Raw genomic sequence first — 25,362 nt, 5'->3', positions numbered from 1 at the left:
TTATGGAGAGCGCTGCACCATGCCGGACCGGATCGTAAGTTTCGTCATGAGCGGAGGCGTGGGTTCCAGGCTGTGGCCCCTTTCGCGTGAAGACAATCCCAAGCAATTTCATGATCTTTCCGGCGACGGGTCGATGCTTGTGAAGACGGTGCGACGCCTGAAGGCGCGGCCGACTGGCGACACTCCGATCCAACTGATCGCGTCGGAAAGACATGCCGATCGAATTCTTTCCGACATTGTTCCACTGGGTTTGAATGGCGGCAGACCGATTTTCGAGCCCGTCGGCCGCAATACCGCGGCGGCCGTAGCCCTGGCGACGCTGATAACTATTTACGAATACGGCCATGACACGCTTCTGCTTGTGGTCCCTTCGGATCACGAGATATCGACTGAACTCAAATTCTGGGAAACGGTCGAGTCAGGCAGATTCGCTGCCGAGCGCGGCAACATCGTCATATTCGGCATCAAGCCGACACACCCCGAAACCGGATACGGGTACATTGAGGTGGCGCCAGACGGTGGCGTAGTGGCTGCGGTGTCGCGTTTCGTGGAAAAGCCTGACGCTGAAACGGCTCAACATTACCTTTCTTCGGGGCGATTCTATTGGAATGCCGGTATTTTCCTTTTTCGTGCCGAAACCATGCGGCGCGCGCTTCTCGAATTTCGGCCGGATATTTGGGAGACGGCCGAGAGGGCCTTTCGAGCCGCGCGCACCGATGTGTCGGGAACCTATATGCCCCGGAGCTTGTATGAGGCCATTCCTTCTGTCTCGATCGACTACGCGGTGGTGGAGAAGGCGCGCGAGATCACCATGGTCGCGGCTACGTTCGGCTGGAGCGATCTTGGATCGTGGCAATCACTGCTCGATGCGAGCCCAACCGACCGCGATGGCAATGTGATGGTGGGCGATGTTGTCGCGATGGATTGCGACAGTTGTTATCTGAGAAGCCAAGGCAGGCTGCTGACTGTCATTGGGATGAAAGATGCCGCGGTGGTGGCGACTGCCGACGCAGTGTTTGTTGCCCCTGTCAGTCATAGCCAGAACGTCAGGAAGGTCGTGGAGCAGTTGGAGAAGAGCGGACGCCTCGAGACGAAGCTCACCCCCTCGGAAGATCGCGTCATCATCAGCGGATCATGGCGCAAGCGCGTCAAGCACTGGCTATTTGATGAAACCCTCCCGCTGTGGTCCACGATGGGGGTCGATTATGTGCACGGCGGCTTCCACGAGGCACTGAGTTTCGATGGCAAGCCGCTTGGCAAACCGAAGCGAATGCGAACCATGGCGCGTCAAATCTACGCTTTCGCAGTGGCCAAGGAACGGGGTTGGACGGGACCTGCCGATGAACTTCTCGATCATGGCATCAAATTCATAGCCAGTCACGGTCGTACCAACCGCGGTGGGTGGGTTCGCGCCCTTCAGCCTAGCGGAAGTGTGAGTGACCCGGAGGAGGATACCTACGACCATTCTTGCGTGTTGCTGGCACTTGCTCATGCGCATCGATGCGGCCACCCCGAGGCCTTGCGGCTCGCCGATGAGACGCTCGATTTTATTGACACTCACCTGGAAGATGCCAGTTTAAACGGCTTTCTTGAGACCCCAGGCGGGAAAGCTGTGCGGAACTCGAATCCTCATATGCACATGCTCGAAGCATTTCTCGCTTGGTACAACGTCACGGGAGAGCGGTCGTATTTGCGCAGAGCAGCACGCGTCATCGATCTCTTCCGCTGTCATTTCTTCGACGCGGAGAGTTGGACCCTGGGGGAGCGCTTCGACCCCGACTGGCAACCTTTGCCGGGTACTGATGGCCAGTGGACAGAACCCGGACATCATTTCGAATGGGCATCCCTGCTGGTGGACTTTTCGCTGCTAAGCGGCCAGAAAGACTTGGTACCTCTCGCGAGAAAACTCTACTCCTCGGCAATATCAAGTGGATTGAACCGGGCCACCGGTCTGGCTTATGCGGCTGTGTCGCGGAATGGAATTCCTCTCGATCGCTTTTCGCGCAGTTGGCCACAATGCGAGGCGGTGAAAGCGGCCTGCGCGCTCGACGGCGTCGGCGGACCAGACCTAAAGCCTGAGATAGAAGCCCGCGTTGCCCGCCTGTTCAGGTGGCATATCGATCCCGCGCCAGTGGGCCTGTGGATCGACAGGATTGATGAAAAGGGGCGAGCCGCCGCGACCGAGGTCCCGGCAAGTATCTTCTACCACCTCGTAACTGCGTTGATCCAGTATCTCGACAAGACGGAGGGTCTAGTCGAGGCATTCGCGAAGCCGGAAGCCGAAAACAGCGGTCTCGCAAGGGTTTACGCCTGACCACACGTTATCGTCATAGCGACGCGCCGGCCGAGGCTGAGCAAATTCGGATGCCGTCAATCAGATCCAGTCGGCAATAAGGGATGTGAGATGAGGGCCGGTGCCTGGACATCGAACGGTCGGCGGCGCGCTAATGGGCGTGTTATCGTCTGCGGTAATGAAAAGGGCGGGTCCGGCAAGACCACGACCGCAATGCACATTGCGATCGCGTTGATCGATTCCGGTCACAACGTTGCGACGGTTGATCTTGACGAACGCCAGCTTTCGCTGACACGCTACGTCGACAACCGTCGTCGCTGGGCACGGTTTAAGGGAATCACCCTGCCTGTGCCGCACCATTTTCATGTGTCGCCTGTCGGACGGGCAGAAGCCGCAGATGTCAACAGCGTTCTGGTAAGAGAGCTCAAGGAGGGTCTCGCCTCAATCGCGGCCAGCCACGATTTTGTTGTCATCGACACGCCCGGCGCGAACACAGTCCTCAGTCGAGTGGCCCACCGCATGGCAGACACGCTGATTTCACCGATGAACGATTCGTTCCTCGATTTCGACGTGCTTGCCAGGGTCGACCCGCTCTCCCATGAGATCCTGGGATACTCACAATACGCCTTAGTGGTGCTAGATGCCCGCAGGAGCCGCCTTTATTCAGAGGACGTAAGTCTCGATTGGGTCGTGGTCCGCAACCGCATGTCCACGCTTGCGTCTCGCAACGAGCGCAAAATCGACAGTTGCCTGCGCCAACTTTCAGCAGACCTAGGCTTTCGGGTCACTGCCGGCATTTCCGAGCGCGTCGCCTTTCGCGAGTTCTTTACCATTGGGGTTACCGCGCTGGATGATTTCGAGAACCAGGTGCTTCGAACCGAGCCGACGATGTCGCACTTGATGGCACGACAGGAAATCAGGGCACTCCTTAAGGCCCTCCACTTCCCGCTGGACGAGTCCAACCGGATGAAGGGGGATGCTCGGCGCAGGCAAGCCGCCAGCGTGAGCTGTCCGATCGCACTGCCCGATGTCCTTGCCAAATGTTAGGCTGTGCGATCCAGCCGTAGCACCAAATCACTCCAGCAGGGTCGCGCCAGCCCCGACCTTAGACCGGTACAGCTGGCCGGATTGGAGGCCAGCATCTGATCACGCGGCCTCATTCGGACGATCTCCACGAACGGGTCGTAGCGGAGTTTGAGTGTTGAGAGCCGCCGGCCGGCCGCCAAGCGGTTCGGCATTTCGGTTTCGGCGGCGGTGAAGTTGTTGCAGCGTCATCGGGCGACTGGCTCGAGAGCGCCTGGCAAGATGCGTGGACATCGCAAGAGGGTTCCGGAGCGCACCGTGCTTTCATCGTGGCCCGTCCGCGTGAGACGCCGCAACTGACGCTGCATGGTCTGAAGGATGAATTGGCCCGCTCGCGGCGTCAGGGTCTTGCACAATGCGGTGTGGCAGTTCCCACGCCGTAAGGCCTGAGCTTCAAAAAAGCTGTTCGCCCTTGAGTAGGCGCGCGACTATATTGCCCGTCGGCGCCAGCGATGGTGATCCCGGCAGGCCGGCTTCGAACCAAAACTTTGGCGCCGCATGCGCCTGTTCTGCGAGGCACGTAACTGCAGGAAGTATCGCCTACATCGTCGCATCGGCCAATTTGCAACCGCTGGCTTCCGGTCGAATTGACCAAGCGGTCGGCTTTCTGGCTTCCTGACACGAGTTGAGCATCGGGGGCCGTCATTCACGAAGTCATTGAAATATCGGCGCGCCAACCCCACAGGCGGCCAATTTGTGAGGCATGGGTGTGGGTTAACTCTACCGCTTTTTAACTAACTCTAATGGTGCAGATTCTTAATGCGGAGTTATCCACAACTTCGTAAGATACAGCTGCAGGTTGGGGTTTGTGGACGGAAGCCGTGGTGGGGATCATCCTCCGGGATGATACGGATTAAAGATCTGTCTTCCTGGCAATTCTAGCCGAGCAGTTGGTGCGGTGGGTCGTAGGGCCCGGATAACGTATGGAGACAACAACAGCGATAGAGTAAAATGGAGTAGGTACGATGAATCAACCTCTACCTGGCGGGCATTGGGGTAAGTCTATAGAGGTGGACCAGAACGATCCCGCGCTGCATCTTGGCGGCGCTAGTTTGGCCGAAACTCAAGAAGGTCATCGCGGCGACAGCCTGGTCGTCATCGTTGATAAGCGAATCCTCGAACGGGAGTGTCTAGCAAGTAGCCTCCTCTCTATTGATCCGGTCGTACAGGTGAGAGCGGTCGGGTCTTTCTTGGAGCTGCAGGACTTGCAGGCCGAAGCCTCGGCGATCCTAGCCATCCTTAACGGGAAAAACATAACCGACCCGATCGTAAGATCCGAGCTGCAAGAGTTCATAGCATTGATCGGCGCCGTCCCAGTCATTGTCGTGGCGGATTCAGAGGCTCCGGCCGACATTTTGACAGCTCTGGAAAGCGGCGCCCGCGGTTATATTCCGACTAATGTTTCGGTGAAGGTGGCGGCAGAGGCGATCAGCCTCGCTCGGGCGGGCGGTATCTTCGTACCAGCAAATGCCGTGCTTGCTCTTCGAGAAACAATCCGTGCAGCGGAGAGTTCGCCTAAGCCACTGGCTGGCGTCTTTACGAGCAAGGAAGCTGCGGTCGTCGAAGCTTTGCGCAAAGGCAAGGCGAACAAGATCATCGCCTACGAGCTCAATCTATGCGAGAGCACCGTCAAGGTTCATATCCGCAATATCATGAAGAAACTCAAGGCGACGAACCGAACGGAGGTCGCTTACAAACTCAGAGATCTGATGTAGCAGTTTCCCGCAGAACTGCGTCAACAGGCCTGAAGCTGACCAGCCGAGCATATCGGCTGGTCAGCCCAGCGCTCAAAGCTATCGCCAAACCATGTGCACCGATGCGGACCCGCACATGCGCTATCGACCAAATAATCGCTATCGTGCGTTTGCCCCGTTACGGCCGGGCGGATGGCAATTCAGAGCGCCGAAAGACGATGGATGTCCCAAGCAGGGCCAACCCCGCCAACGCTCCAAGGCCGAACCATACAGCCAAGATATATAACATGACCTGCATTGGATCTGTCCTGAGTCAGTCATGAGCCATAAAGCTAAGACGAAAGTCATTTTCACAATTTCGTGCGCAGTTAGGAACCTGTCCATTATGTGAAGCTAGAAACGGCCTTACCTCAAAAGTTGGTCGGATGGATCAAGCTCAGCACCGAGATTGATTTTGGTCGATCTAGGAAAGACGCTCGAGATCAGCCGCAGCGATTGGGAGGAGTGAACATCGCGGGCCGATGATAATAGCCCTTGCCACCACCGGGCGCGTTTTAATGCCAGTATACCGCAAGGCCCTGCCGATGTAGTGGTGCATCATCGGCACCAGAACCGGCTGATGTTCGTAGAGTTTCCCTTCGACTGAATAAAGCAGCACTCGACCCCTTGCCTGCCAGTCGAGCATCGATTGGTGCCAGCCCTGGGGTGAGACATCTGCGATTTGCAGCTGGCACCTTTCCTTCGTCGCGTAGAACCATTGAGGGTCGGTGTTCGGCGCCGACAAAGTGAAGGCAAATCCGTTGGCGCGAAGCAGCGCAGCGATGTCTTCGTTCGCCGGATGGTCCGCTGTGGCGCTTTGACCGATACCACCGCCAAGCACCTTTAGACTGACGCTCAAGGTCACGAAAAGGCCGACGGTAAGTCTAAGCGTGGATCTGTTCATCGGACTGCAAAGCTCCGGCATAGATCGCCATCACCGCGAGGTTCGTCGTCCATTCCGCCAGCGAGACGCCCACTCTTCCGTGTATTACGTCATAGTAAGCCGGCATAAGACCAATGAGGCTAATCCGGGCCAAGTTGATAGCGACTGTCGCAAGACAGGCGGCGATTACGGCGCGAACGACCGGCCTCGACCAATTCAGACCGTAGAATTTAACGATCATCACGCCGCAGAGAAGAGCCAACGACAGGTTCGTGAGCGACGAGCAGGCCGGCAGGAGGAAAACTACGCCGGAACCATCCGCGAACGGCACCATATTGCCTGCTCCGCCGGTGCCAACAATCCAGCCAACCATTTTTGCGTCGATTGCAAGGACAGGGCCACCGACGACCGCAAAGGCTATCCGGGCCCAGAACATCGGTACCGTTATGGCTCCCAACACGACTGCGGCTCTGCGCATGGTCCCGTCTTGCGACGTCAGGGCCAGGTACGCAGCCACGCCAGCCAGTGCCAACCAGCTCAGCTGCGGCAAGGGGACCAGGAATGCAAAGCCCGCCATACCGGCAAAGGCGAAATCCGATCGGCGAGCAGGCTCAGGCTCGGAATCCAAAAGAAGCCAGAAGGTTATGCCCAGCGCCAGCCAAACCACGAGGCTGACACCGAACATTTCCAGCAGCGCCGAAATCGGACCGTCACGGGCAAGCGCCTCCGCGACGCGATCGCTTGCTCCGTTTGCAAATCCCGTGGCCACCACACCGCAGTAGATTTGCCTGCGTAAGACGCCCATGTGGGGTGTGGCTCAGCGGCCATCGGTCGGGGCTGTGCCGATCATTTGCCACGCCGCCAACGGCGGTACCACACATAGCCGCCGAAGGCAGCCAGCGCCGGAAAGCCTATGCCGATCACAGGACCTGGTGCGGATCGGCTCGTGTCCCCACCCCGATCGCCTGATGGGTACCATGAAGCCAGCGCATGACCTGGGAGAGTGTCCAAGAGCGTAAAAAATAATGCAATTGCGGCAGGCGCGATAAACTTTGCCATTGCTTCCCCCTTTTCCAGTAATCGCAAGCATATCTAAAAAAGGATCATTGTCATCCGAGAAAACTCGAGGGCTCCCGAACGAAAGTGGTAGAGCGATCTAATAATTTTGATTTCGCACGCCTATTGACGTCAGCGACCGCGACAGGACGCAAAATGGCCCTGCCGCGAACGTGCTCGAGAAATGCGAACCCGCTGGGCGCTCAGTAGTAGCCCCCATCGCGTCCGTATCGGCATTTGTTCAGAACAATCCCTAGGAGGTTGGTCTCGCCTGCGATTTCCTGTTCACAACACCGGATCTTTGCCATTGTGGTCGTTCCGGCGCCCGCCACAAGTAACGTGCAGTCAATGTTGGGCAAGAACGCCAGAACGTCGTCGCTGCCAAGAACTGCAGGCAGGTCGACGATAACCACCGTGGGGCAAAGCCTGTCATGGAGTTGTATCATCGCCGTGCGAGCGGATTGGCTTTGAAGCAGTTCGGCCGAATGGGTAATGCCGTGCGAACCGGCGCTCACGGCAAGATTGTCGCCATAGCGCACGAAAGTGCTTTTGATGGAAGATCGCCCTTGCAAAAAACTCTCCGTAGGCCGGGCCATGCCGAGACCCAGTATCGAACTGATCTGAGGCTGCCGAAGATTCAGATCTAGAAGAACGACCCTGCAACTCTGCAGATTCGCGAGGCTGAACGCCAGGTTGGCGGCCACGACCGACTTTCCGGATTCGGGCTCCGGTGAGGTTATCGCCACAGTGGTCCAGTTGTTGACGTTGAGACACCTGACGACCTTGGTGCGCAACACATCAAAGCTGGCTTGAGCAGGTTCCTCGGGCGCGAATGTAACGAGCCGGGCCTCGCGAGCCCGATCGCCATCGAGTTCCACAAGTTCAAGTCCCGCCCATTGGTCCTCAACCGATACGATGGATTGCTGTGCGACGACTTCCAAGGACGCATGCGCCGCGGGCTGGAGTTTCACCTTTGCCGGCATGTTCTGGTCTCCTGCGGCACGTATCAATTTCCTTTGAGTGGGCCGTTGGCTACTTCGAGATCGCACCGTTCACCCCGACATTTGCGGACGGGTGAAAATCTACAAGCAGGAAGATCGGACCACTGCCCACAAGCAGTACAAGGGCCATTGCGCCCAGATGCTTGTTATGCGCAGGTTTCCGGCTATCGGCCGCAATATAGGGGATGGTGGCAAAAGGCTGCCCCCGGAACACGGCTGCAAGATCGGCAGGACGGCGAATGGTTGGGAAAAAGACTTCCGTCAGCGCGAAGATGCCGAAGCTCAATGCGATGCCTGCCCCGAAACTTCCAAGGACGATAGCCTGCCGTTTGGGCCAGATACGTTTTTCTGGCGGGGTCGCCGGCTCGATGAGCGACAGCTTTTGGCCAACTGCCTCTTTTTCGATACGTTGTCCGGTAGATGCGTTCGCTAGCCTGGCGACTGCATCGTTGTACTGCGTCTGGACTGCCTCGTAATTCTGCTCGAGCGCGCGGAGTTTGGTAGAGTTCATTTCTGTGTCGGCGATTGACCGCTTCAGGTCGTCAAGCAGAGGCCCAATGGCCTCCTTCTCCTGTGTAATCAACGAGAGCTGCCCCTCAGCGTCGGCCAACTGCAGACGAAGCTCAGGGGACATCCCGACGGCGCGCGAGACATCTGTGACAGCCTTGCCCTTTTCAGAAATGCGTTTCTCGAGATCGGCAACCCGGGTCCGCAACGCCACAAGGTTCGCACTGCCATCGTTGAAGATGGTTTCCTGCTCGGCAAGCGAACGCCGCAACTCGGTCAGTTGCTGATCATCAGCCAGTGCCCCCTGCCCCCCTGAAGCCGATATCTGTTGAATCGTCGAACGCTTTTGCTGAACGGAGATGATCTCGCGTTGAATTTGACCCAGCCTTTCTTCGTAGGCTCTTTGCTGCATGCGGCGGAACTCGAGGCTGTCAGGCAGAGCCTCCCTATGGTCCAGTTTGAAGCTCAGAACCGCTTCCTGTGCGTCTTTCAACGCCGCACCCAGGCGATCCACCTCGCGCTTGAAGAATTCATGCGTATCGTCTGCCATCGCCTTGCGCCCGCGCTCGTTCGCTTCGAGCATGGCGTTTGCATAGGCATTGGCGACATCAGCGGCGAGAACCGGGTCGGCCGCGTCGAACGAAATCGTAAATGCAATGGCCCCGCTGCCGCTACCCAGATTGTTCAGGACAGCCGGCTCGATCCTGGTCCTTGCGAGCATTTGTGCGACGACATCGTCATCGGGGAGATGGGCTTTGGGAAAAATCGCAAACTTCTGGGCCAATCCTAGTAGGCTGGCCCTTGTCGTGAGTTGCTGCTCAAGAACTTGCAGTTGCTGGATGGGATCCGCTGTGACCGATGAACGGGCCAGATCTGTCGATATACGAGGTGGCTCGACCAGAATCTTGGCTACCGACCGGTATACCGGCTGAAGCAAGAGCGCTACCGCCAATCCGAAAGCCGTCGCAATCGCAACCGGGATGGTTAGGTAGCGCAGCCGCTGAACATAGAGCGAGGCGTAAAAACGGAAATCTTGGCTGTTCATTAACCGACTCGCCGTCAAAGGTTCCTTGCACATGTCGACGGCGAAACAACAGCGCCGGCACACTCGTTGCGTGCCAGCAAGATTCGCTTGGCGATCCCATCGGTGGAAGCACTTCCTAAGGTCGAGCTGACCTAGAAAGTATGCGTCTTTCGACCAGCCATCTTCTCCTTTTGGCCATCGACTCGGTCCTATTCCCGCATTCCCTCGGATTTGCCTGGGACCTATTCTGGGTTGATCGCAACGTCATTGCAACGTTCCGCTTTGGTGCGCCCGCGGTGAGGAGGAAGAGTGTCTTCAAACCCAATTTCCCGCCTTCTGCGCGGTAGGTTTGCGGTGGCCCTGCTCGCCGGCGCCGCGCATTCGTGGTTTTGTTCTGGGGCTCAGGCCGACGACTATCGGCTCGCCGCGCAAACCAAGATCCACATCTCGATCATCCAGTGGAATCCTTCGAAAGGCGAATACCAGCGATGGGAAGCTCTCAGCGGCGATTTTCTCGTATCCGGTCAAGGGACGATAGCGTTGCCGGTCGTCGGTTCGCTCGATGTGGGCGGGAAAACAAGCACCGAGGTCGCCGCCCAGATTTCGGCGGCGCTGCATGACAAGATGGGCCTAATCTCCCCGCCGGATGTGTCGATCGAAATTGCTCAGTATCCGTCGATCTATGTCGTCGGAGCGGTCGCCACGCCTGGCGCTTATCAATTCAAGCCGGATCTGACTGTCTTGCAGGCGGTGGCCTTGGCCGGCGGCCGCTATCGACCGCCGCCTGAGAAAGTCGGACAGAGCGGCATCAGTCTGCTTGGCGAACTGACCACGATCCGCACCAACAAGTTGCGGCTGCTCGGCCGTATCGCCAGGCTGCAGGCCGAACTGGGCGGAGATGCCGAAATCCACTTTCCGGCCGAATTGACGGGCGCCGATGCTCGCGACCTTGTCGATCAGATAATGGCACTGGAACGCAGCTTGTTCACTGCGCGTGCCAATGAGAAGACGCGGCAAGTTGAGAAACTCTCCGATCTACGTGACATGTATACGCACGAATTGGATATGTTGACGACCAAGGGCAAGGACACCGGCGATGAAATCACCCAAACAGAAACAGAGGTCGCCAAGATCACCAAGCTTGTCGAGCAAGGCATAGTCCCGTCATCTCGATGGTCAGAACTAAGGCGTGTGCTCGGACAAATGCGAGCAGAACATGCGCAAGGGGACATCGATGCGATGCGTGCGCGGCAAGGTCTCAGCGAGGCGACACGCCAGGAGTTCAGCGTTAGCGACCAGCGCCAGACGGAGGTTGCGACGCAACTGCGGGACGCGCAGAGCGAGCTCGCGGAGGTGAGATCGCGAGAATACACGACACGCCAGCTCCTGATGGCCGACAGCACCGTCGCACCGGGCGCCGGGTCCGACGGCAATTCCGACCTGAAACTGGTCATTGTTCGCCAAGAGCGGCAGGGCCCAAAAGAGATGAAGGCATCAGAGACGACACCCCTCGCGCCTGGCGATGTGGTGAAGGTTTTCGTAGCCGCTTCGATGCAGGACATCGTCGATCCGGCTACGCCCCAGCCTGCAACCAGCCCCCAGACCGGCGGGCAAACACAATAGCAGCAACGATAATCAATAGGTTGGCCGCGGGACTACAGTGCGGTGAGTGCCGCCCAAAGGGCTGCCAAATGTGTAGGCCCCATGCCCACGCGAACTCCCTCTCCCAATACCACAGCCAATTGAAACAGCGCCGACAAGGCAAAGCCGTGATGGCGCCGATAGTATTGGACCCGGTTGCGCGTCAACAGCGCAGAGAGGAATGGGTTGGTTCCAGATTCTCCACCGATGTGGATTACTTCTGCTCCTGATACGTATGCGATTGATAGCCCAGCGGCGCGGACTCTGCGCATATAATCAACTTCCTCGCTGTAGAGAAAGAATGACTCATCCCAGTCTCCCACGAGCTTGCGCGCTCGCGCCGAGATTGCCATTGCCGAGCCTTCAGCCCAATCAGCGAATCCATCGGCCGTATATCGCGTTGGATCGCTGATCTTCTCGCCTGTTCCGACCCACGCCCCAAGTGCCCCCCCTCCCAGAACAGCATCGGTCCATGCCGTCCTCACTGACGGCTCGCGTCGTAGAGAATGCGTGAGCCTGCCATCCTCATCAAGGATTTTTGGCACGGCCACGCCTACGGTGGGATCCGCCAGCCGATCTACAAGCAATCGGGCAGCACCGGACAGTAGACGCACATCCGGGTTCAACACGAGCAGGGTCGAGTCTCTTCCAATTGTGGCGACCGCCGCGTTGATCCCCCCGGCGTAACCCGAATTCCACCCAACGCTGACAACTCTCGGTCGGACGGGGTGAGAAAGTGCTATGGCAATGCTATCGTCGCTGGACGCATTGTCCGCAATGACAATTTCAAAGTCTTGGATTCCGTCGAGCCCCGTCTGAAGCGAATCGAGGAATGCGTTCAGATGCCGGCTACTGTTATACGTCACCGTTACCACCGACAGGCGTTCACGTCCTGGTTGCCACGCCTCTTCGTTGCCGATTCCCGCCATGGCTTCGTTCCCGATCTTTTTCACGCCTTCGACCCCCGCGAAAGTCGCGTCGCTTGACGCAATGGTTGTTCGTCTCTCGCGTCCGGCGGAAAGGCGGCGAATATTTCACGCCTTCTGGAGCCCATCTCCGTCCGCAGGGGAGATGCCGCAGGAGAGGCATCCGTGTCCGCCGGCTCGTTTTGCGCGGATTTGGCATCAAGTATCCATACCCCACTTCCCAGAAGAAACAGGGCTAGAACATAGGTGCTGTTCCAGAAATGAACTGTCCATCCGATGAAGAACAGGAAGCCCAGTGTGATCAGGTAGGCTGTTTGAAAATGATCGACCCTTTCGTCAAAATTTTTTCTGAGAGTCATGGCAATGCCAGTCGAGAGCCCTGCCAGCAGCAAGAGGATCGGGGCAGCGATGCCAAAACGCATTGCTTCGACAAGCCAGAAATTGTCTATGGTGGCGTTCGGCATCCATCCGGGGCGATCCCAATCGTTCATGCCGATGCCGAAGATGGGGTGGTTCAGCACGCTCGTGGAGCCATACTCCCAGATCAATCGTCGATACCAATATGTTTGCGGGTCCAGCACTATCATTTGTGTCACAATCGAAATCGCAGATCGGTTGGAGAAGATCTGAGCCCCAACGACCAGAACAAACACCCCGCCGATGAGAATTTTCCAGCGATGCCTATTCGCCCGCAACAAAACATTCCAGAGAAGCAGAAAAACCTGCGCGGCCATGCCTGCGATTGGACCACTCGATAAGGAGGTGGCCGCCGTCACGACGATCAGAGCGACCTTGAAATTCCGGTGAACTGCGGATTGCTTGTAGCCAAGAACAAGGTAAGTGAGAGCAAGGATGCTTCCTACGTTCAATCCGAACAGAATTGGATGATCGAATACAGAGATAACTCGGGTGTGTCCTAACCGTTCAACAGTCGGATAATCATTGACCGACAAGACGACACTGAATGCCTTGAGTAGGAGATTACCGCCCCCAAGGCACTCGACTATGGCGAAGGGCATCAAAGCCACGACGATCCAGAACAAGACGCGAACGGCGTTTTGAAAGTCGTCAGCGTCGCGGACCCAGCTCCGCGCAAGCATATATGGACCGACAGTCTCTAAAAACAGAATCCCGGCAGATTGGAGCCCCACGGTCAATCCGTGATTTGCAACGAGACCGATCACCGACCAAACCGCAAGCATCAGGATCGCGATATCCGCAACCCTTATCCGCCCGGCTTTGCCTGAGAGCAATCGAACAACGCTAGGCACTATCAACGCTAAGAGCACAAGGCGATAGACCGAGAGCCGAAGCGGCCCGAGGTAGAAAACCCAAGGTATTGCAAGCGAGATAAGAAACACCCATACCGGCCAGAAGGTAGTCTTCCCTGACAATGCAGCCGGACCGCTTGGCGAAAATTGATTGGTGGATTCGAAGCGCTCGCCAAAGCCCGCAAAGCGGTTGGGACTTTTGATTTTGGGGCTCCAATACCCCGGTTGGTCGGCAAGGCTGCTCACGTGCCAATGTCCTGCACCCGAACGAGTCGAACCATGGTCGACTGGATTAAGTGAAGCCGGCCGCCAATCCACCGGGCAACAATCTTTTTCCTGGCCAGAGCTGGCTGTTCGACAAAGATGGAAGAGAGATACGACAACGGCAGCGTCATGATCGTCGCCACCAAAGCCACGAATAGCCACGACCGTATCCCGGGATAACTGATGCCGAGGCCGCAAAGAACCGGCCCGTGGATCAGATAAACTCCGTAAGAGAGATCGCGCCTGACGAAGGAGCGCCCCGGCAGGTTCGACAGCCCAGCGAAGACCACGAGATATGGCACACAAAGCGGCGCCGCGACGATACCTTCTCCATACGCAAGCGAAGCTATCAAGATGAGGAACGCGAAACCCGCCAAAGCAGCCGAGTAGGGTATTGTCCGCCGGAAAGTGGAGAGAACGACGCCGGAGGCAAAATAGACGAAGAGGCTGATAAAGGTAACAAGGCGACCAGACAATCGTTCGGCAACGGCCGGAAAGACTCCGTTCCCCACATAAAGGACATAGACAACAAGGAACACGACCAATACAAGCCTTGGTCGCCCCAAGATGCCAATCAAGCTCATAACCGCCAGTGCAATATAGGATAAGACTTCGAAATGCAGCGTCCAGAGGGCGCCGTTTACAATTGCGGGATGGCCGTCCGGTAACTGCACCCCGGGGAGGAAATCGTAAGTGAGCGTAAGAATGTTCTTGGTATAGAGTAGCAAGCGGAAGTAGTCCGAGAAATACTCCTGCAGCGGCAGAGTTGTCAGAATCGGACCAAGCAGGATCATGGTGGAGATCACCACGACAATGAGGGCTGGAAAAATCCTGAGCACCCGGCTTATCGCATAGTCGGTTACCTTGCCCGACTTGACCAGGCCTGGGGCCACCAGAAAGCCGCTGATTGCAAAGAAAACAAGAACCGCGAGAAGGCCGAAATGCAGAAATCCCCCGCTGAAGGCGAAGAGGGGATCTGCCTTCGCATCGTAGATTGAACCGTGGGCATGATGCAGAAGCACCGTGGTCGCCGCAGCCAACCGAACTTCATCGAAGCCCGGTCCCACAGACCCCGTTTCAGCCAGCCGACTTTCCAGGGTTCGGCCGCGCATGTTCCAACCGAGAACATTTGGGATCATTGGGCTGCCTGATGACATGCTTCGTGGCAGAAGTTTGCGCGGGGGATATAGCGCGCGCAACTACCTAATCGGGCCAACAGAGCGGCCAGTGATGGCAGCCAGAAACGAAAGGAGTACGAACGTAGCGGGAACGGGCGACTGTCGGTTTGACGTCGCATTTCCCCCACGAGTTGTGCGACTCTTGATCCCGGAATTCATCCACATCCTCGCCTTGTCGAAGAGAGGTGCATCAGTGTCTATTGCGAAAAAACCCCACGCCATTCTAACGGTGGCATGACTGTTCAGTGGGCTCGTCGGCGGTGTCGTCGGCCCTGGTGAGCCAGGATTCCCGCCAGAACGGATAGATCGCGCGCGGACAAAACCATCGACCGTTGACGCTGCGTTCGCCTGAGCAAGCGACACCATCCAAGATGATGCAGTCTTTAGGAATCTTCAGCATGCGACCCGTTCTCTCGTCGACGATCCGCTGCACGGCAGTCTTCACGCGGAAAGTGCGACCGCAATAGGGAAGCATCTCACGATCAAAGGAGAGGCCGCTACTTTCGCCGCGATGGTCGAGGGTGGCCGCGATTTCCTGCGGAGACCGTACCCGTACAAGCTCACCAGGCTGCAGTCCAAGCATCTCGCGCTTGGAGCCAGACTTACTAGGACCTTGCAGCGGGAGCGTCCTTATTAGTCCGACATGATGGAGAATGTCCATCATCAATGCTCGGACCAACAGGGCTGCGAAACGGATCGGGTTGAAGTTACCATTCGTCAGTTCGCGCCAATACTGACCAATATCCCGCCGCTTCACGGGCTCGGATGCCTTTAGAGCGTCAGTCGCTTGGCACCGCCAGAGCTGCGCTCCGCTTTGATCCACGGGGTTGGCCGGGCGGGTAGCAGCGCCGGCAACCCGCTCGAGCTCGGCTGAAGCGGCCATCCTGTCGCCCACGGGATCAGCGGAATTGTGACCTACTTTAGTCAGCCATTCCTCTTTCCAGTAAATACGGCAACCCGCCTGACAGCCACCGTGGCCTGACCCGTCGCAACGCAGATCCTCAAGATAGACGGTCCCGCGCATTCGACGAGAGCCACTTTCGTCAACCATGTTACAGACTTTGTCGACGCGCCGCGACACCGTAAAGCGTTGGCCGACATATGCCATCATCTCCGGCATGAATACGGTCCCGTGCAGGGCGCTATCCTTGTCAAGCGTCGCGACGATCTCAGCCGGGGAGCGCACCTCAACGACATCGCCAGGCCGTAACGAGCCTCCGTTCGCTGGTTTCTGCATGGTTGTTCGTTCCTCAAAGGCTAGTGGCGGCGACATCGACTTGAAGCCGCGTCCACTCGGGTCAGCTCCAAATTCCCGGTCCAAAGTGTCGAGAGAGCATCGTACACAAAGAGACGGTGGGGGATTGCTACCCAAAAGCGAGAGAGCCGGCGCGCCGATAGTGGTAAGACCAATACTCGCGAGGCGCTCGTCATTGATGATGAACCTACCCGACGATGTCGTTGCCAGCAGCACGTTACGATGGACGGTGGGCGACTCCCAGATCTCCCTACAACTGTCTTGTTGCTGCGAATGCCCGGCACCAGGGATCAATGGCTTTGCGGCATCCGGCTCGCAACTCGCCAAAATTGAATCACCTTCCATGGGCTGATGTGGAGGGTGAAGGCATCCGATCGCGCTCAGTTGTCGGAGCGCTGGGTTATTCTTTCGTGATAGTTGGTTCAGCACAATGAATAATCAGCGCGACTTCCGAAGTTGCTCCATTCGCCGCTAGGTCAGCTAAGATAGCGTCAATTTGACGGGTCGCCCTCCCCTCCCGCAGGAAAACAGGGCGCAATGGAGGGCAGGCAGTCTGATGAGTGAAATGCTGCAGTTGCGCCAATTCATCACCGATCCACGAGAACAGCGATCGATAGCGACGACTTTGCGAAAGAGGCGTTGGGCGGAATTCCAGCGGCGCTTCCCCGACATAGAACGAATGCGGGTGGTCGATCTCGGCGGAACGGTAGTTCATTGGGAGAGAAGTCCGGTTCGCCCCAAATGGGTGACCGTAGTCAATCTCCTACCCCAGACGAGCAGGACTGCAACGATCCGAGTCGTGCAAGGCGACGCCTGCGATCCGCCCGCTGAAATTCGAGCCATGGAATTTGACATTGTGTATTCGAATTCCTTGATCGAACACGTGGGTGGGCACGCGCGCCGTGCCGACCTGGCTTCAGTCATCCACGCTTTGGCACCCCATCATTGGGTGCAGACCCCTTATCGGTATTTCCCAATTGAGCCGCATTACCTCTTCCCGGGCCTGCAATTCCTGCCCCAGGCAGCCCGAGCCAAATTGATCCGGCGCTGGCCTCTATCACCGTCCCGGCCAGACCAAGGACAAGCCGTCAAGGATGTACTGGAGATTGAGCTCCTGTCACAGACCGAGATGAGATATCACTTTCCTCGCTCTGACCTCTTCAAGGAGCGGGTTCTGGGGATAACCAAATCGATTGTCGCCGTCCATTGATGAGGTAGCTGCTTTCACGCAGGAACGACAATCAAGCGAGCGCGACAGGTCGCTCGCGGCCGGGAGTCAGCCGCGTTAGTGCCAGCAGGCCAAGGCTCTGCACTAACAGGCACGCGGCGGCCGTCTGCTTCCAGCATGCCGGCGCGGTCAGATATCATGGTCTAAGGACTGGCAATAAAGACCCCAACGATTGCAGATGGTTCGTCACTGTGCGCAGTCCTTAACTACTCGGGATTTGCGCATGCGCCAAACGGTACGCAGGCTCTTGAGCGAATGCCACAAAAGAGTACCACGCAGGGACATCTTTGACCTGCGCAGCAATAGATCGACCTGACCACGCATCGTTCTCGGTATCTCGATCTGGTGGAGTGGTATCGCAGCATCGCAATACTCCGTCTTGTAATCTTCATTGCCAAGACCTTGATCGAACTCCTTCATGCCAGCTTCTATCGCCCACTCAATCAGATGGTTGAGCAAGTGACGACCGGGCGAGAAACGAACCCATTCGCCCGCTTCGAAACTCGGCATCATGTAGTAAAATCTGCTATCGTCCTGGTATCCCCAGTGCACCGCCAGGACCGTTCCGCCCAAATTCAACGACGAAATATGGACGTGGCCTCGTGGGGCAAGCTCGAGCGCGGCCTGCCGAAAAAAGGCACGATAGCCAGGTCGCTCCATACCATCGACCCCCGTCGTTTCGAGATAGCGTCGCGACTTCTGCCTCATCATCGCTTCGAGCATCTCGTCGCGTTCGGCGGACGTGCTCGCGATCCTGAAGGCGACTGTCCCGCGCTCACAAAGCTTGCGAAGCTTGCGCCGCGTGTCCTGGGCTCGCGGAAGACGCTCGGAGACGAACTCGTCGACACTGCTGGGCAAGCGCATGACGTACCCGCTGTGGGGATAGCGAGCCGTGATCAAGGGAGTCAGCGGATTGTCGATGTCGAACACGCGCTCCGGCATCTTTTCGATGACTGCGATGTCGAAAGGGGGTGCAATCCTTGCTATTGCATCCCACAATTTGGAGACGAATGAAGGACGCCAGTCTTTGACGTGCGGAAACAGGACCGGCGCATTGTAGTCGCTGACGCCACCGTCCAAGAACGACAGGATCCTCAAGCCGGATCTGCGCTTCTCGATGCCAAGCGGCAAAAGCGCGTGAGGAGTACCGTGCTCATCTACGACCGCAATGAACAACGGTCGAGTGCCGCGCGCCGGCCCGATTGTGTCGCACCAAACATCTAGGAAATCGACCGTCTGGAAAACGAAGGCGCGAGCCGAGCCCCGATTGGCCATGGTCGGCCAGATAGCCGCAAAATCCCGCCATGAATCACTTGCCGAGACAACCAGAGAAGACCCCTCGATCGGCGCGCTGCGGATCATTTGAGGCAATCAATGATCAAGAGATGGACTGCGCCAGCCTTGCGGGCGGCGAAAATGCCGCTCTTGGGCACGCCAAACGTCCGTTTCCATGAAAGATAATCCGTCCCTGAACAGCTCGCCACCACGTTTCGGACCCCAGTAACCACCCGCAACCCGCTTCGGGGCGCCGTCTGAGCAATGGGTCATCATCTGTCCAGGCCAGTTCGGAACATATCTGAACAAAAGATGCGCATTGCTAACCCGTTGGCCGACTGGATGCATACGTCCCGCGACGTATGATCTTCATGGCTCTCTGCATCGCGCTGGTCGGCTGTTCACTTCAAGCGCTCGAGGAAAGAGCTGCCGCAACGGACTTGGAGCAGTCCACGAGGACCGCGAAATGATCACCGTCATTATCCCACATCTTGACCAGCAAGAAATGCTCGGGCGCTGTCTCGCATCCTTGCAGGCGCAGCGGCCGCCGCAGCAAAAAGTCGAAATCATCGTTGTCGACAACGGATCGCGACAAATACCGAGTGACCTTTGCGCCTCCTTTCCCGCTGTCACGCTCCTTCTCGAGCGCACACCCGGTCCAGGGCCAGCGCGGAACCGCGGCGCAGCCCATGCGAGCGGCGAAACGCTGGCATTCATCGACGCCGACTGCATCGCCCATCCCGATTGGCTTTATGAAATAGAACGCTGCTTTGCAGAAAGGGAAGATATCGGCATCATAGGCGGCGACGTCAGGATTGCGCGTCAGGACGCACACCGACCTACCCTACTTGAAGCTTACGAAAGCGTCTTTGCCTACCGAATGCGCGAATACATTGCAAAGCAGGGATATACCGGGACCGGCAATCTGGCGGTGCGCAAACAAATTCTGGCTGCGGTTGGACCGTTCGGCGGGATCGAAATTGCGGAAGATCGGGACTGGGGGCAGCGCGCGCTCCGCAAAGGCTTCCGCACCCACTACCGCAAGCAGATGATCGTATTCCATCCCGCTCGCCGGAATCTTGCTGAGATCGCCGCAAAATGGGAACGGCACGTCGCTCACGATTTCAATCGGGTGCGCACCGCTCCAGGCTGGCGGGCGCGCTGGATCCTGCGCAGTTTCGCGGTTGCGCTTTCGCCCGCAGCAGAATTGTTTCGAATCGGCTTCTCCGATCGCATCGAAGGCCCAAGGGCGCGGATGCTTGCGATGTGCGGCGTCGTCCTGGTTCGCCTTTACCGATGCAAGGTGATGCTGGCTCTTGCATTCGGCGCGAATGCCTCGCGCATCGTCGACAAATGGAATCGCGCCTGAGCACTCCGGCAGGAAAACGGCTTATGGCTTGCTTAATCGGTTGACCTGGCTCGTTGATATGCGGCGATTAGGTTCGGCACTTGATAGCTCCACGCAAGTTCCCGCTGCAAACGATCGCGACCGAAATCACCCATGACCTTGCGCTGTTCTGGGCTACCAAGCAACCATTCAATCTTGTCGGCAAAGTCGATCGGATCATCGGGACGGGCGTAGAGAGAGGCCCTGTCCGCTGAGAAGCGCCCCTCAGTAACGTCGAACTGCACGATCGGTTTGCCGAAAGCCATGTACTCCAGAATCTTGTTCATGGTGGACTTGTCGTTCATCGGATTGACGCGATCCGGATTGACGCACACATCGGCGGTCGAAAGTACCGTGAAGAGCATGTCGTCGGGAACCCGACCGGTGAAAGTGACATAGTCATTCAGCCCCAGACTTTGACAGTACTCCTTGAGGTTGCCCAGTTGCGGGCCACCACCGACCAGAACGAACTGGACATCCTGTCGGCCTCGCTCGTGAACGAGATGTTCGACGCTACGCAGAAGTAGGTCGATGCCCTCTTGCTCCCCCATCACCCCGACATAGCCCACGAGAAACTTGCGCCCCTGTTTCAGGCTGGGGTCAGGGCAATCGGTTCTCAAGCGTGTCAGATCCGGGCCTGACCGCACCACGAACACGTCGCCGGCGCGCTTCCTGCCGCGGGTAAGCGCGATCCTTCGGTAGCTCTCATTGGTCGAAATGACCACGTCGGCGCATTTGAATGTTATCCATTCGAACAGGCATAGGAGCCGCCAGAGCCGACCGCGCTTGCCGAACTTGGCCTCGTAGAGCTCGGGATTTATGTCGTGATGGTCGAAAATGAAACGCTTCCCAAGCATCTTGAACGGCAGTGCGACGAGAAAAATCAGGTCCGGCGGATTGCAAGCATGGATGGTTTCAAACCCATGCCTGAACAGGATTTTCCATGCCAAGCGGGTTTCGTGCCAGAGCGCCGCGCCGTATTCGAGGAGGAACTCCGATGCGCCTTTGGCTTCGACCGGCAAGTCATGCCGGTAGACGCGAATGCCCTCCAGCGTCTCTTCACGCTCTTCCGCCCCCACGCCGACGGGACAAATGATGGAAACCTCCGCGCCGGCATCACGCAATGCCCGCGCTTCCTGCCAAACGCGCCGGTCGAACGGCACTGGCAAGTTCTCCACAATCATCAAGACTTTGCGGGCAGAAAGACTGCCAGATCGAGTTTGTTCGGCACCAAACACCGAAATGGCGGACATCTCTCTCTCCCTCAGGCCGCAGTGCCCCTGACGTCGAAAGGCAGCGCGGCGTCACCCAAAGGTGCAGCCTCCGTCTGGGATGCCGGAGGGGCTGGCGGCTTGTTTGCGCCATCCGACAGTGCATTGAGATCGATCACGCTCTGCGCTTTCGACAAGGAAAGCATAGCCGCCGTACGGTTTGCGAAAATCACCCGGTCATAACGCCGAGCTTCTGCCTGCCTTTTGCTTACCAGCAAACTCGCAAACTGCGGAAACCAAGACCAGGCATAGCCCAAATTGGCACCAACCAGCTTGCCGGCGTCGATGGCGGGATCGAATATGGACAACCTGTAGCGTCCTCTCAGCAAGCTGCGCGCAAGGTCGATGTTGGGGCTTTCTCTCAGGTCGTCCGTCCCCGCCTTAAAGGCCAAGCCTGCCAGCAGCACCGATGCTCCCGGCTTCAGACCCTTTGTGGCGAGTTGGTACAGACAGTATTTATGGGCGTCATTAGAACGCAGGAGCGAGTCGATCAAAGGTGTATTGACTCCGCTGTCCGCCACGATGCTCTGCAATGCTCGAACATCTTTGGGCAGACACGAGCCACCGAACGCGCCGCCCGGCCTGAGATAATATGGGGAGATGTTCAGCTTCGTATCAGAAACAAAGATCTCATGCACCTTCGACGTGTCGACGTCGAGTTGAAGGCCGATCCGAGCGATCTCGTTGGCGAACGCGACCTTCATCGCATGCCAGCTGTTGTCGACAAACTTAGTCATCTCGGCTTCGGCGAAACGCGTCACGAAGCGCGGTCCTTCGATCCCGGCAAACAGCTCGTCGATGACCGGATTTGGCTCACCGCCCGACGTGCCGATAACGATCTTCGGGGGTCGGAAATAGTCGTTGACGGCTGAGGACTCTCTAAGAAACTCCGGGCAATAGACAAGTTGTACGCAACCCGGTCTGTCGACCAGAACCTTTGCGAATATGGGAGCGATTAGGCCTTCCATCGTCCCCGGCCTTATCGTTGAGCGGTAGACGACACTGAGCGGCCTTGTGCGACCATTTCCCAAGTAAAGGGCTATTTCCTTCGAGACCTCAGTAACAAACCTTAGGTCGTGAGCTCCGTCCGGCCCGCTGGGCGTGCCGACACAAACAATTGCGATATCGCAGCTCTCGAGCCTGCCTTCAACGTCCGTGAAAGCAGAGATGCGATGGTCTGCGAGTCCGCGCAGCAGCATTTCGGCAAGTCCCGGCTCCACGATCGGTGCAATGCCGCAATTGAGGCCGGCGACCTTGCGGGCATTGACATCGAATCCGAGTACTTCGTGGCCCTCGTGGGCCAAGCAACATAGGGTGGTAAATCCCACATAGCCGAGTCCGAAAACAGCTATTCTCATTGACGTCGCTCCGCACCCTCTTCGAGATAGGCGAAGGTCGCTTGGCCCAAACAATCCCATTGTTGCGACTCCGGTTGAATTGATGAGCTATCCCTTGAGCGAAGTGACCACTCCTTTTTGGGTAAGATACTCGTTGAGCATGGTCGAATGGTGGGTGAGTTCGCAGCCAACCCCGGAAAAACCGAATTGTATATCAACTTGCCCGATCGGATGATGCTGGGGAGACCCCCAGTCGGTTGAGGTACGAACACAACAAGCGCATACTCAGGTCGCCCTGAACAATATCCGAACTCGTGGTCGTACAATGCGCCTAGGACGCGCAGATTATCATTTGGACTGCCTGAGTGTTAAAGATTGAAAAGCGGTTGTAGGAACCAAGTGTGGCTGAATCGAAAGAGCATTTCATCAACTTCCACGGCATAGGCATTGCCCCGCCCGGTATCGAGAAGGCCGAACTGGATTTCTGGTGGGATGCGGATCCCTTTTTTGCCGCGCTGAACAAAGTCTCTGCAGCTATGAGCGACTACCCTGTCCTCATCACCTTTGACGACGGCAATGAAAGCGACCTCGATATTGCATTGCCTGCCCTTCTGGAAAGGAACCTCACAGCGTCGTTTTTTGTTTGCGCGGGGCGAGTGGGGACCCGCGGATATCTAAGCGCGCCCGCCATCAGGCAACTTCTGCATGAGGGTATGCGGATAGGGAGTCACGGGATGCACCATCTTGACTGGTGCAAGCTCGATGATGCTCGGTTGCACGTCGAAACAGTGGATGCCAAGCTCAAGCTGGAAGACATCTGTGGTTGCGAGATTGGCGAGGCCAGTGTTCCCTTTGGCCGTTATGATCGGCGCGTTCTGAAAAAGCTGAAAACTGAAGGCTACAGCCGCGTCTACACATCGGGCCGTGGCTTCGCAACCAAGGAATCTTGGCTGAAGCCGCGCAACACGCTGGACCGTTCATGGCAATGGAAGGACATTCCTAAGGATTTAGCGCTCCGGAACTCTTATCTAGGGCGGCTGCGCTCCAATCTCTCGCATGCTCGCAAATCTGTTTGGTAACTGCTGCGCCCTGCTGTCGTCGCATCTAGAGCATGTTGCCCAGAAGTGTACCGCTGTTCTGGGATTGAGATGGTTCAAAACAAAGACTTGAAGAGCATCGCCTTAACCCGCTTCAGCGCGACGCACTCTGGAGCACTCACCCTTCTCACGGAAACGGCGAACCGGTCTATCCCTTTGTTTCGAATGAATAATTGCTAACGCTTTCCGGATTGCGCTTAATAAGCATTTAGCCCCCGCAAAACGGCAAACGGGGTTTGCAGGATTATGCGAATGTCCAGCCAGATACTCCACCTCTCAATGTAGAGCATGTCCATCTGGATCCGGTTCGTCATCAGGTCGACTTCCGGTGTCGCGCCGCGAAACCCGCTTACCTGTGCCCAGCCTGTAATGCCCGGCTTCATTTGACGGCGAAAGGCATAGTTGGCGATCGCCCGACCGAATTCGCCGTCATGCGAAACTGCATGCGGTCTCGGTCCAACGACCGACATGTCCCCCATGAGAACGTTAAGCAATTGCGGCAGTTCATCTATGCTGGTTCGGCGAAGCCAACGGCCGAACGTCGTCGTGCGTTTATCTTCGGAAGTTGCTTGCTGAATTCCAGGGCCGTCTTCCAGGACATTCATGGTCCTGAATTTGAATATCTTGAAGGCTTTGCCGTTGAAGCCGATCCGGGTCTGCCGGAACAACACAGGACCCTGCGTGTCAATTTGGATCATCACGGCTATTAACATCATGAAAGGCCAAAGCAGCGCCAATGCGGCCGTTGAGATGAAAATGTCGATGAGCCTCTTGGCCGCTCGCTGGACTATGGTGAGCGGCGGGTGCTGCAGTTCGACGAGAGCCGCCGATCCCACTATCTGAGCCGGCTGCTTCACAAAATCTGCTAACCAGTCCCGTGCAATCAGCGAGACGGGCAATGGAAGCTGGCGCAGGAGTCTTAGATGGGGTTTGAGCCGCTGCCAGTCTTGAACATCGGCCGCTATGAGTATCTCATCGACATCCGAGTTCTGCGCAATCGCGACCGCTAGCTCGATCCGCTGCCTGATCTGCGCTTCGTCATCCGGCGCTCCGAGGTTCAATCTATATTCGATGTGGATTCCATACTGCTGCAATTCCGGAGCCGCGTCGGCCTCGAGTGAAGTACCCTGGTGAATCAAAACCGCTTTGCGGCCAGCCGTGGTTCCTTTTGCAGAACCTCTGCGGATAAACAGTCGCCAGCACATCCGATGAGCCAAAAGTAAGATCAGTCCATAGACCGCCAAGGCAACTCCATTTTCCGGATCGACCTCCTTGCCCAGGGCAAAGTCGCTTACGCCAACGAGCGCCGCCGTGCATAGCCACAGCAAGGCAACGACGTGGAAGGGCATGTTTTCCGAAAGAATTGTCGAAGGCTGGTAGAGACCGGCCAGTTTTGTCGAACATACGAACAGTGCGGAGGCAATGGGCGCGATGCCGAGTGTGAGCATCGCCACCTCGCCCCCGCTTCCCTCCGATTGGAAGCTCCAGACGGCGCACGCGGCGGTGATGGCCAACGTATCCGCTATGATGGCCAGCGGGGCGACCGAGCGGTACGAAACGAAGGAACGTCCGGAAGGACTGGCTATAAACTCCCTTGCTGTCTCCAAACTGGCGATCGGCGACATATCCATTGCAAACACACCGGACCGTGT

General features: G+C 57.3%; 20 protein-coding genes and 1 pseudogene. 8 read left to right on the top strand and 13 right to left on the bottom strand.

Annotated features, from left to right (window positions below; genetic code table 11):
- Positions 1-19: 19 nt before the first annotated feature.
- From EN869_RS14465 to EN869_RS14455, 4 genes and pseudogenes are all read left to right on the top strand, one after another.
- A complete protein-coding gene (locus EN869_RS14465; protein ID WP_127226450.1) occupies positions 20-2,314 on the top strand; it encodes an AGE family epimerase/isomerase in 2,295 nt (764 codons plus the stop codon).
- A 90-nt stretch (positions 2,315-2,404) separates the two neighbouring features.
- Entirely contained in the window at positions 2,405-3,340 is a 936-nt protein-coding gene (locus EN869_RS14460) for a division plane positioning ATPase MipZ (protein ID WP_127226449.1), read from the top strand.
- A 98-nt stretch (positions 3,341-3,438) separates the two neighbouring features.
- A pseudogene (locus tag EN869_RS35060) lies at positions 3,439-3,832 on the top strand (IS630 family transposase); the annotation flags it as partial.
- A gap of 509 nt (positions 3,833-4,341) precedes the next feature.
- Complete coding sequence (locus tag EN869_RS14455) at positions 4,342-5,091, top strand: response regulator transcription factor (protein ID WP_127226448.1); 750 nt, start codon at positions 4,342-4,344, stop codon at positions 5,089-5,091.
- Between the two features lie 442 nt (positions 5,092-5,533).
- Here EN869_RS14455 and EN869_RS14450 read toward each other — a convergent pair whose 3' ends face one another.
- The 4 genes from EN869_RS14450 to EN869_RS14435 all read right to left on the bottom strand — a co-directional run bounded on the left by EN869_RS14450 (position 5,534) and on the right by EN869_RS14435 (position 9,601).
- Positions 5,534-6,013 carry a hypothetical protein gene (locus tag EN869_RS14450; RefSeq protein WP_127226447.1) on the bottom strand — a complete coding sequence of 160 codons (480 nt, stop codon included), beginning with the start codon at positions 6,011-6,013 and terminating at the stop codon, positions 5,534-5,536.
- Complete coding sequence (locus EN869_RS14445; RefSeq protein ID WP_127226446.1) at positions 5,994-6,797, bottom strand: hypothetical protein; 804 nt, start codon at positions 6,795-6,797, stop codon at positions 5,994-5,996. The genes EN869_RS14450 and EN869_RS14445 overlap by 20 nt, the downstream gene beginning before the upstream one ends.
- Before the next feature lie 454 nt (positions 6,798-7,251).
- Positions 7,252-8,031: a CpsD/CapB family tyrosine-protein kinase gene (locus EN869_RS14440; protein WP_127226445.1), complete on the bottom strand. Its 780-nt coding sequence runs from the start codon at positions 8,029-8,031 to the stop codon at positions 7,252-7,254.
- Positions 8,032-8,080: 49 nt separating this feature from the next.
- The gene (locus EN869_RS14435; RefSeq protein ID WP_127226444.1) at positions 8,081-9,601 is read right to left on the bottom strand and encodes a lipopolysaccharide biosynthesis protein; all 1,521 of its coding nucleotides are present in this window, start codon (positions 9,599-9,601) and stop codon (positions 8,081-8,083) included.
- Positions 9,602-9,934: 333 nt separating this feature from the next.
- Here EN869_RS14435 and EN869_RS14430 point away from each other — a divergent pair, with 333 nt between their 5' ends.
- Positions 9,935-11,203 (top strand): polysaccharide biosynthesis/export family protein, encoded by a 1,269-nt coding sequence (locus tag EN869_RS14430; RefSeq protein ID WP_167498561.1) that lies wholly within the window; start codon positions 9,935-9,937, stop codon positions 11,201-11,203.
- 32 nt (positions 11,204-11,235) lie between these two features.
- Here EN869_RS14430 and EN869_RS14425 read toward each other — a convergent pair whose 3' ends face one another.
- The 5 genes from EN869_RS14425 to EN869_RS34760 all read right to left on the bottom strand — a co-directional run bounded on the left by EN869_RS14425 (position 11,236) and on the right by EN869_RS34760 (position 16,830).
- Complete coding sequence (locus EN869_RS14425) at positions 11,236-12,174, bottom strand: glycosyltransferase family 2 protein (protein WP_245489420.1); 939 nt, start codon at positions 12,172-12,174, stop codon at positions 11,236-11,238.
- Positions 12,171-13,664 (bottom strand): O-antigen ligase family protein, encoded by a 1,494-nt coding sequence (locus EN869_RS14420; protein ID WP_127226442.1) that lies wholly within the window; start codon positions 13,662-13,664, stop codon positions 12,171-12,173. Before EN869_RS14420 ends, EN869_RS14425 begins: the two co-directional genes overlap by 4 nt.
- Positions 13,661-14,821: an acyltransferase gene (locus tag EN869_RS14415; protein WP_167507037.1), complete on the bottom strand. Its 1,161-nt coding sequence runs from the start codon at positions 14,819-14,821 to the stop codon at positions 13,661-13,663. Before EN869_RS14415 ends, EN869_RS14420 begins: the two co-directional genes overlap by 4 nt.
- A 262-nt stretch (positions 14,822-15,083) precedes the next feature.
- On the bottom strand, positions 15,084-16,097 hold the full coding sequence (locus EN869_RS14410; protein ID WP_127226440.1) for a hypothetical protein: 1,014 nt from the start codon (positions 16,095-16,097) through the stop codon (positions 15,084-15,086).
- Positions 16,098-16,515: 418 nt separating this feature from the next.
- Positions 16,516-16,830: a hypothetical protein gene (locus EN869_RS34760; protein WP_210213836.1), complete on the bottom strand. Its 315-nt coding sequence runs from the start codon at positions 16,828-16,830 to the stop codon at positions 16,516-16,518.
- A gap of 84 nt (positions 16,831-16,914) precedes the next feature.
- Between EN869_RS34760 and EN869_RS34755 the strand changes: the two genes are divergently transcribed.
- Positions 16,915-17,325 (top strand): class I SAM-dependent methyltransferase, encoded by a 411-nt coding sequence (locus EN869_RS34755; protein ID WP_210213837.1) that lies wholly within the window; start codon positions 16,915-16,917, stop codon positions 17,323-17,325.
- A 204-nt stretch (positions 17,326-17,529) separates the two neighbouring features.
- Here EN869_RS34755 and EN869_RS14400 read toward each other — a convergent pair whose 3' ends face one another.
- Complete coding sequence (locus tag EN869_RS14400; RefSeq protein WP_127226439.1) at positions 17,530-18,705, bottom strand: GNAT family N-acetyltransferase; 1,176 nt, start codon at positions 18,703-18,705, stop codon at positions 17,530-17,532.
- A 379-nt stretch (positions 18,706-19,084) separates the two neighbouring features.
- Between EN869_RS14400 and EN869_RS14395 the strand changes: the two genes are divergently transcribed.
- The gene (locus EN869_RS14395) at positions 19,085-19,987 is read left to right on the top strand and encodes a glycosyltransferase family A protein (protein WP_127226438.1); all 903 of its coding nucleotides are present in this window, start codon (positions 19,085-19,087) and stop codon (positions 19,985-19,987) included.
- 32 nt (positions 19,988-20,019) lie between these two features.
- Here EN869_RS14395 and EN869_RS14390 read toward each other — a convergent pair whose 3' ends face one another.
- Together EN869_RS14390 and EN869_RS14385 are read right to left on the bottom strand one after the other, a co-directional pair.
- Positions 20,020-21,258 carry a glycosyltransferase family 4 protein gene (locus EN869_RS14390; protein WP_127226437.1) on the bottom strand — a complete coding sequence of 413 codons (1,239 nt, stop codon included), beginning with the start codon at positions 21,256-21,258 and terminating at the stop codon, positions 20,020-20,022.
- A gap of 11 nt (positions 21,259-21,269) precedes the next feature.
- Positions 21,270-22,634, bottom strand: a complete 1,365-nt coding sequence (locus tag EN869_RS14385) for a nucleotide sugar dehydrogenase (protein WP_127226436.1) — start codon at positions 22,632-22,634, stop codon at positions 21,270-21,272.
- A gap of 380 nt (positions 22,635-23,014) precedes the next feature.
- Between EN869_RS14385 and EN869_RS14380 the strand changes: the two genes are divergently transcribed.
- A complete protein-coding gene (locus EN869_RS14380) occupies positions 23,015-23,692 on the top strand; it encodes a polysaccharide deacetylase family protein (RefSeq protein WP_127226435.1) in 678 nt (225 codons plus the stop codon).
- A gap of 215 nt (positions 23,693-23,907) precedes the next feature.
- Here EN869_RS14380 and EN869_RS14375 read toward each other — a convergent pair whose 3' ends face one another.
- The gene (locus EN869_RS14375; protein ID WP_127226434.1) at positions 23,908-25,341 is read right to left on the bottom strand and encodes an exopolysaccharide biosynthesis polyprenyl glycosylphosphotransferase; all 1,434 of its coding nucleotides are present in this window, start codon (positions 25,339-25,341) and stop codon (positions 23,908-23,910) included.
- Positions 25,342-25,362: the final 21 nt, after the last annotated feature.

Origin of the sequence: Mesorhizobium sp. M2D.F.Ca.ET.226.01.1.1 (assembly GCF_004022705.2) — a bacterium.
In the GTDB taxonomy this organism is placed as follows: Bacteria; Pseudomonadota; Alphaproteobacteria; order Rhizobiales; family Rhizobiaceae; genus Mesorhizobium.
Note: the sequence above shows the minus strand (reverse complement) of the source record. Positions and strands in the feature narration are given on the sequence as shown.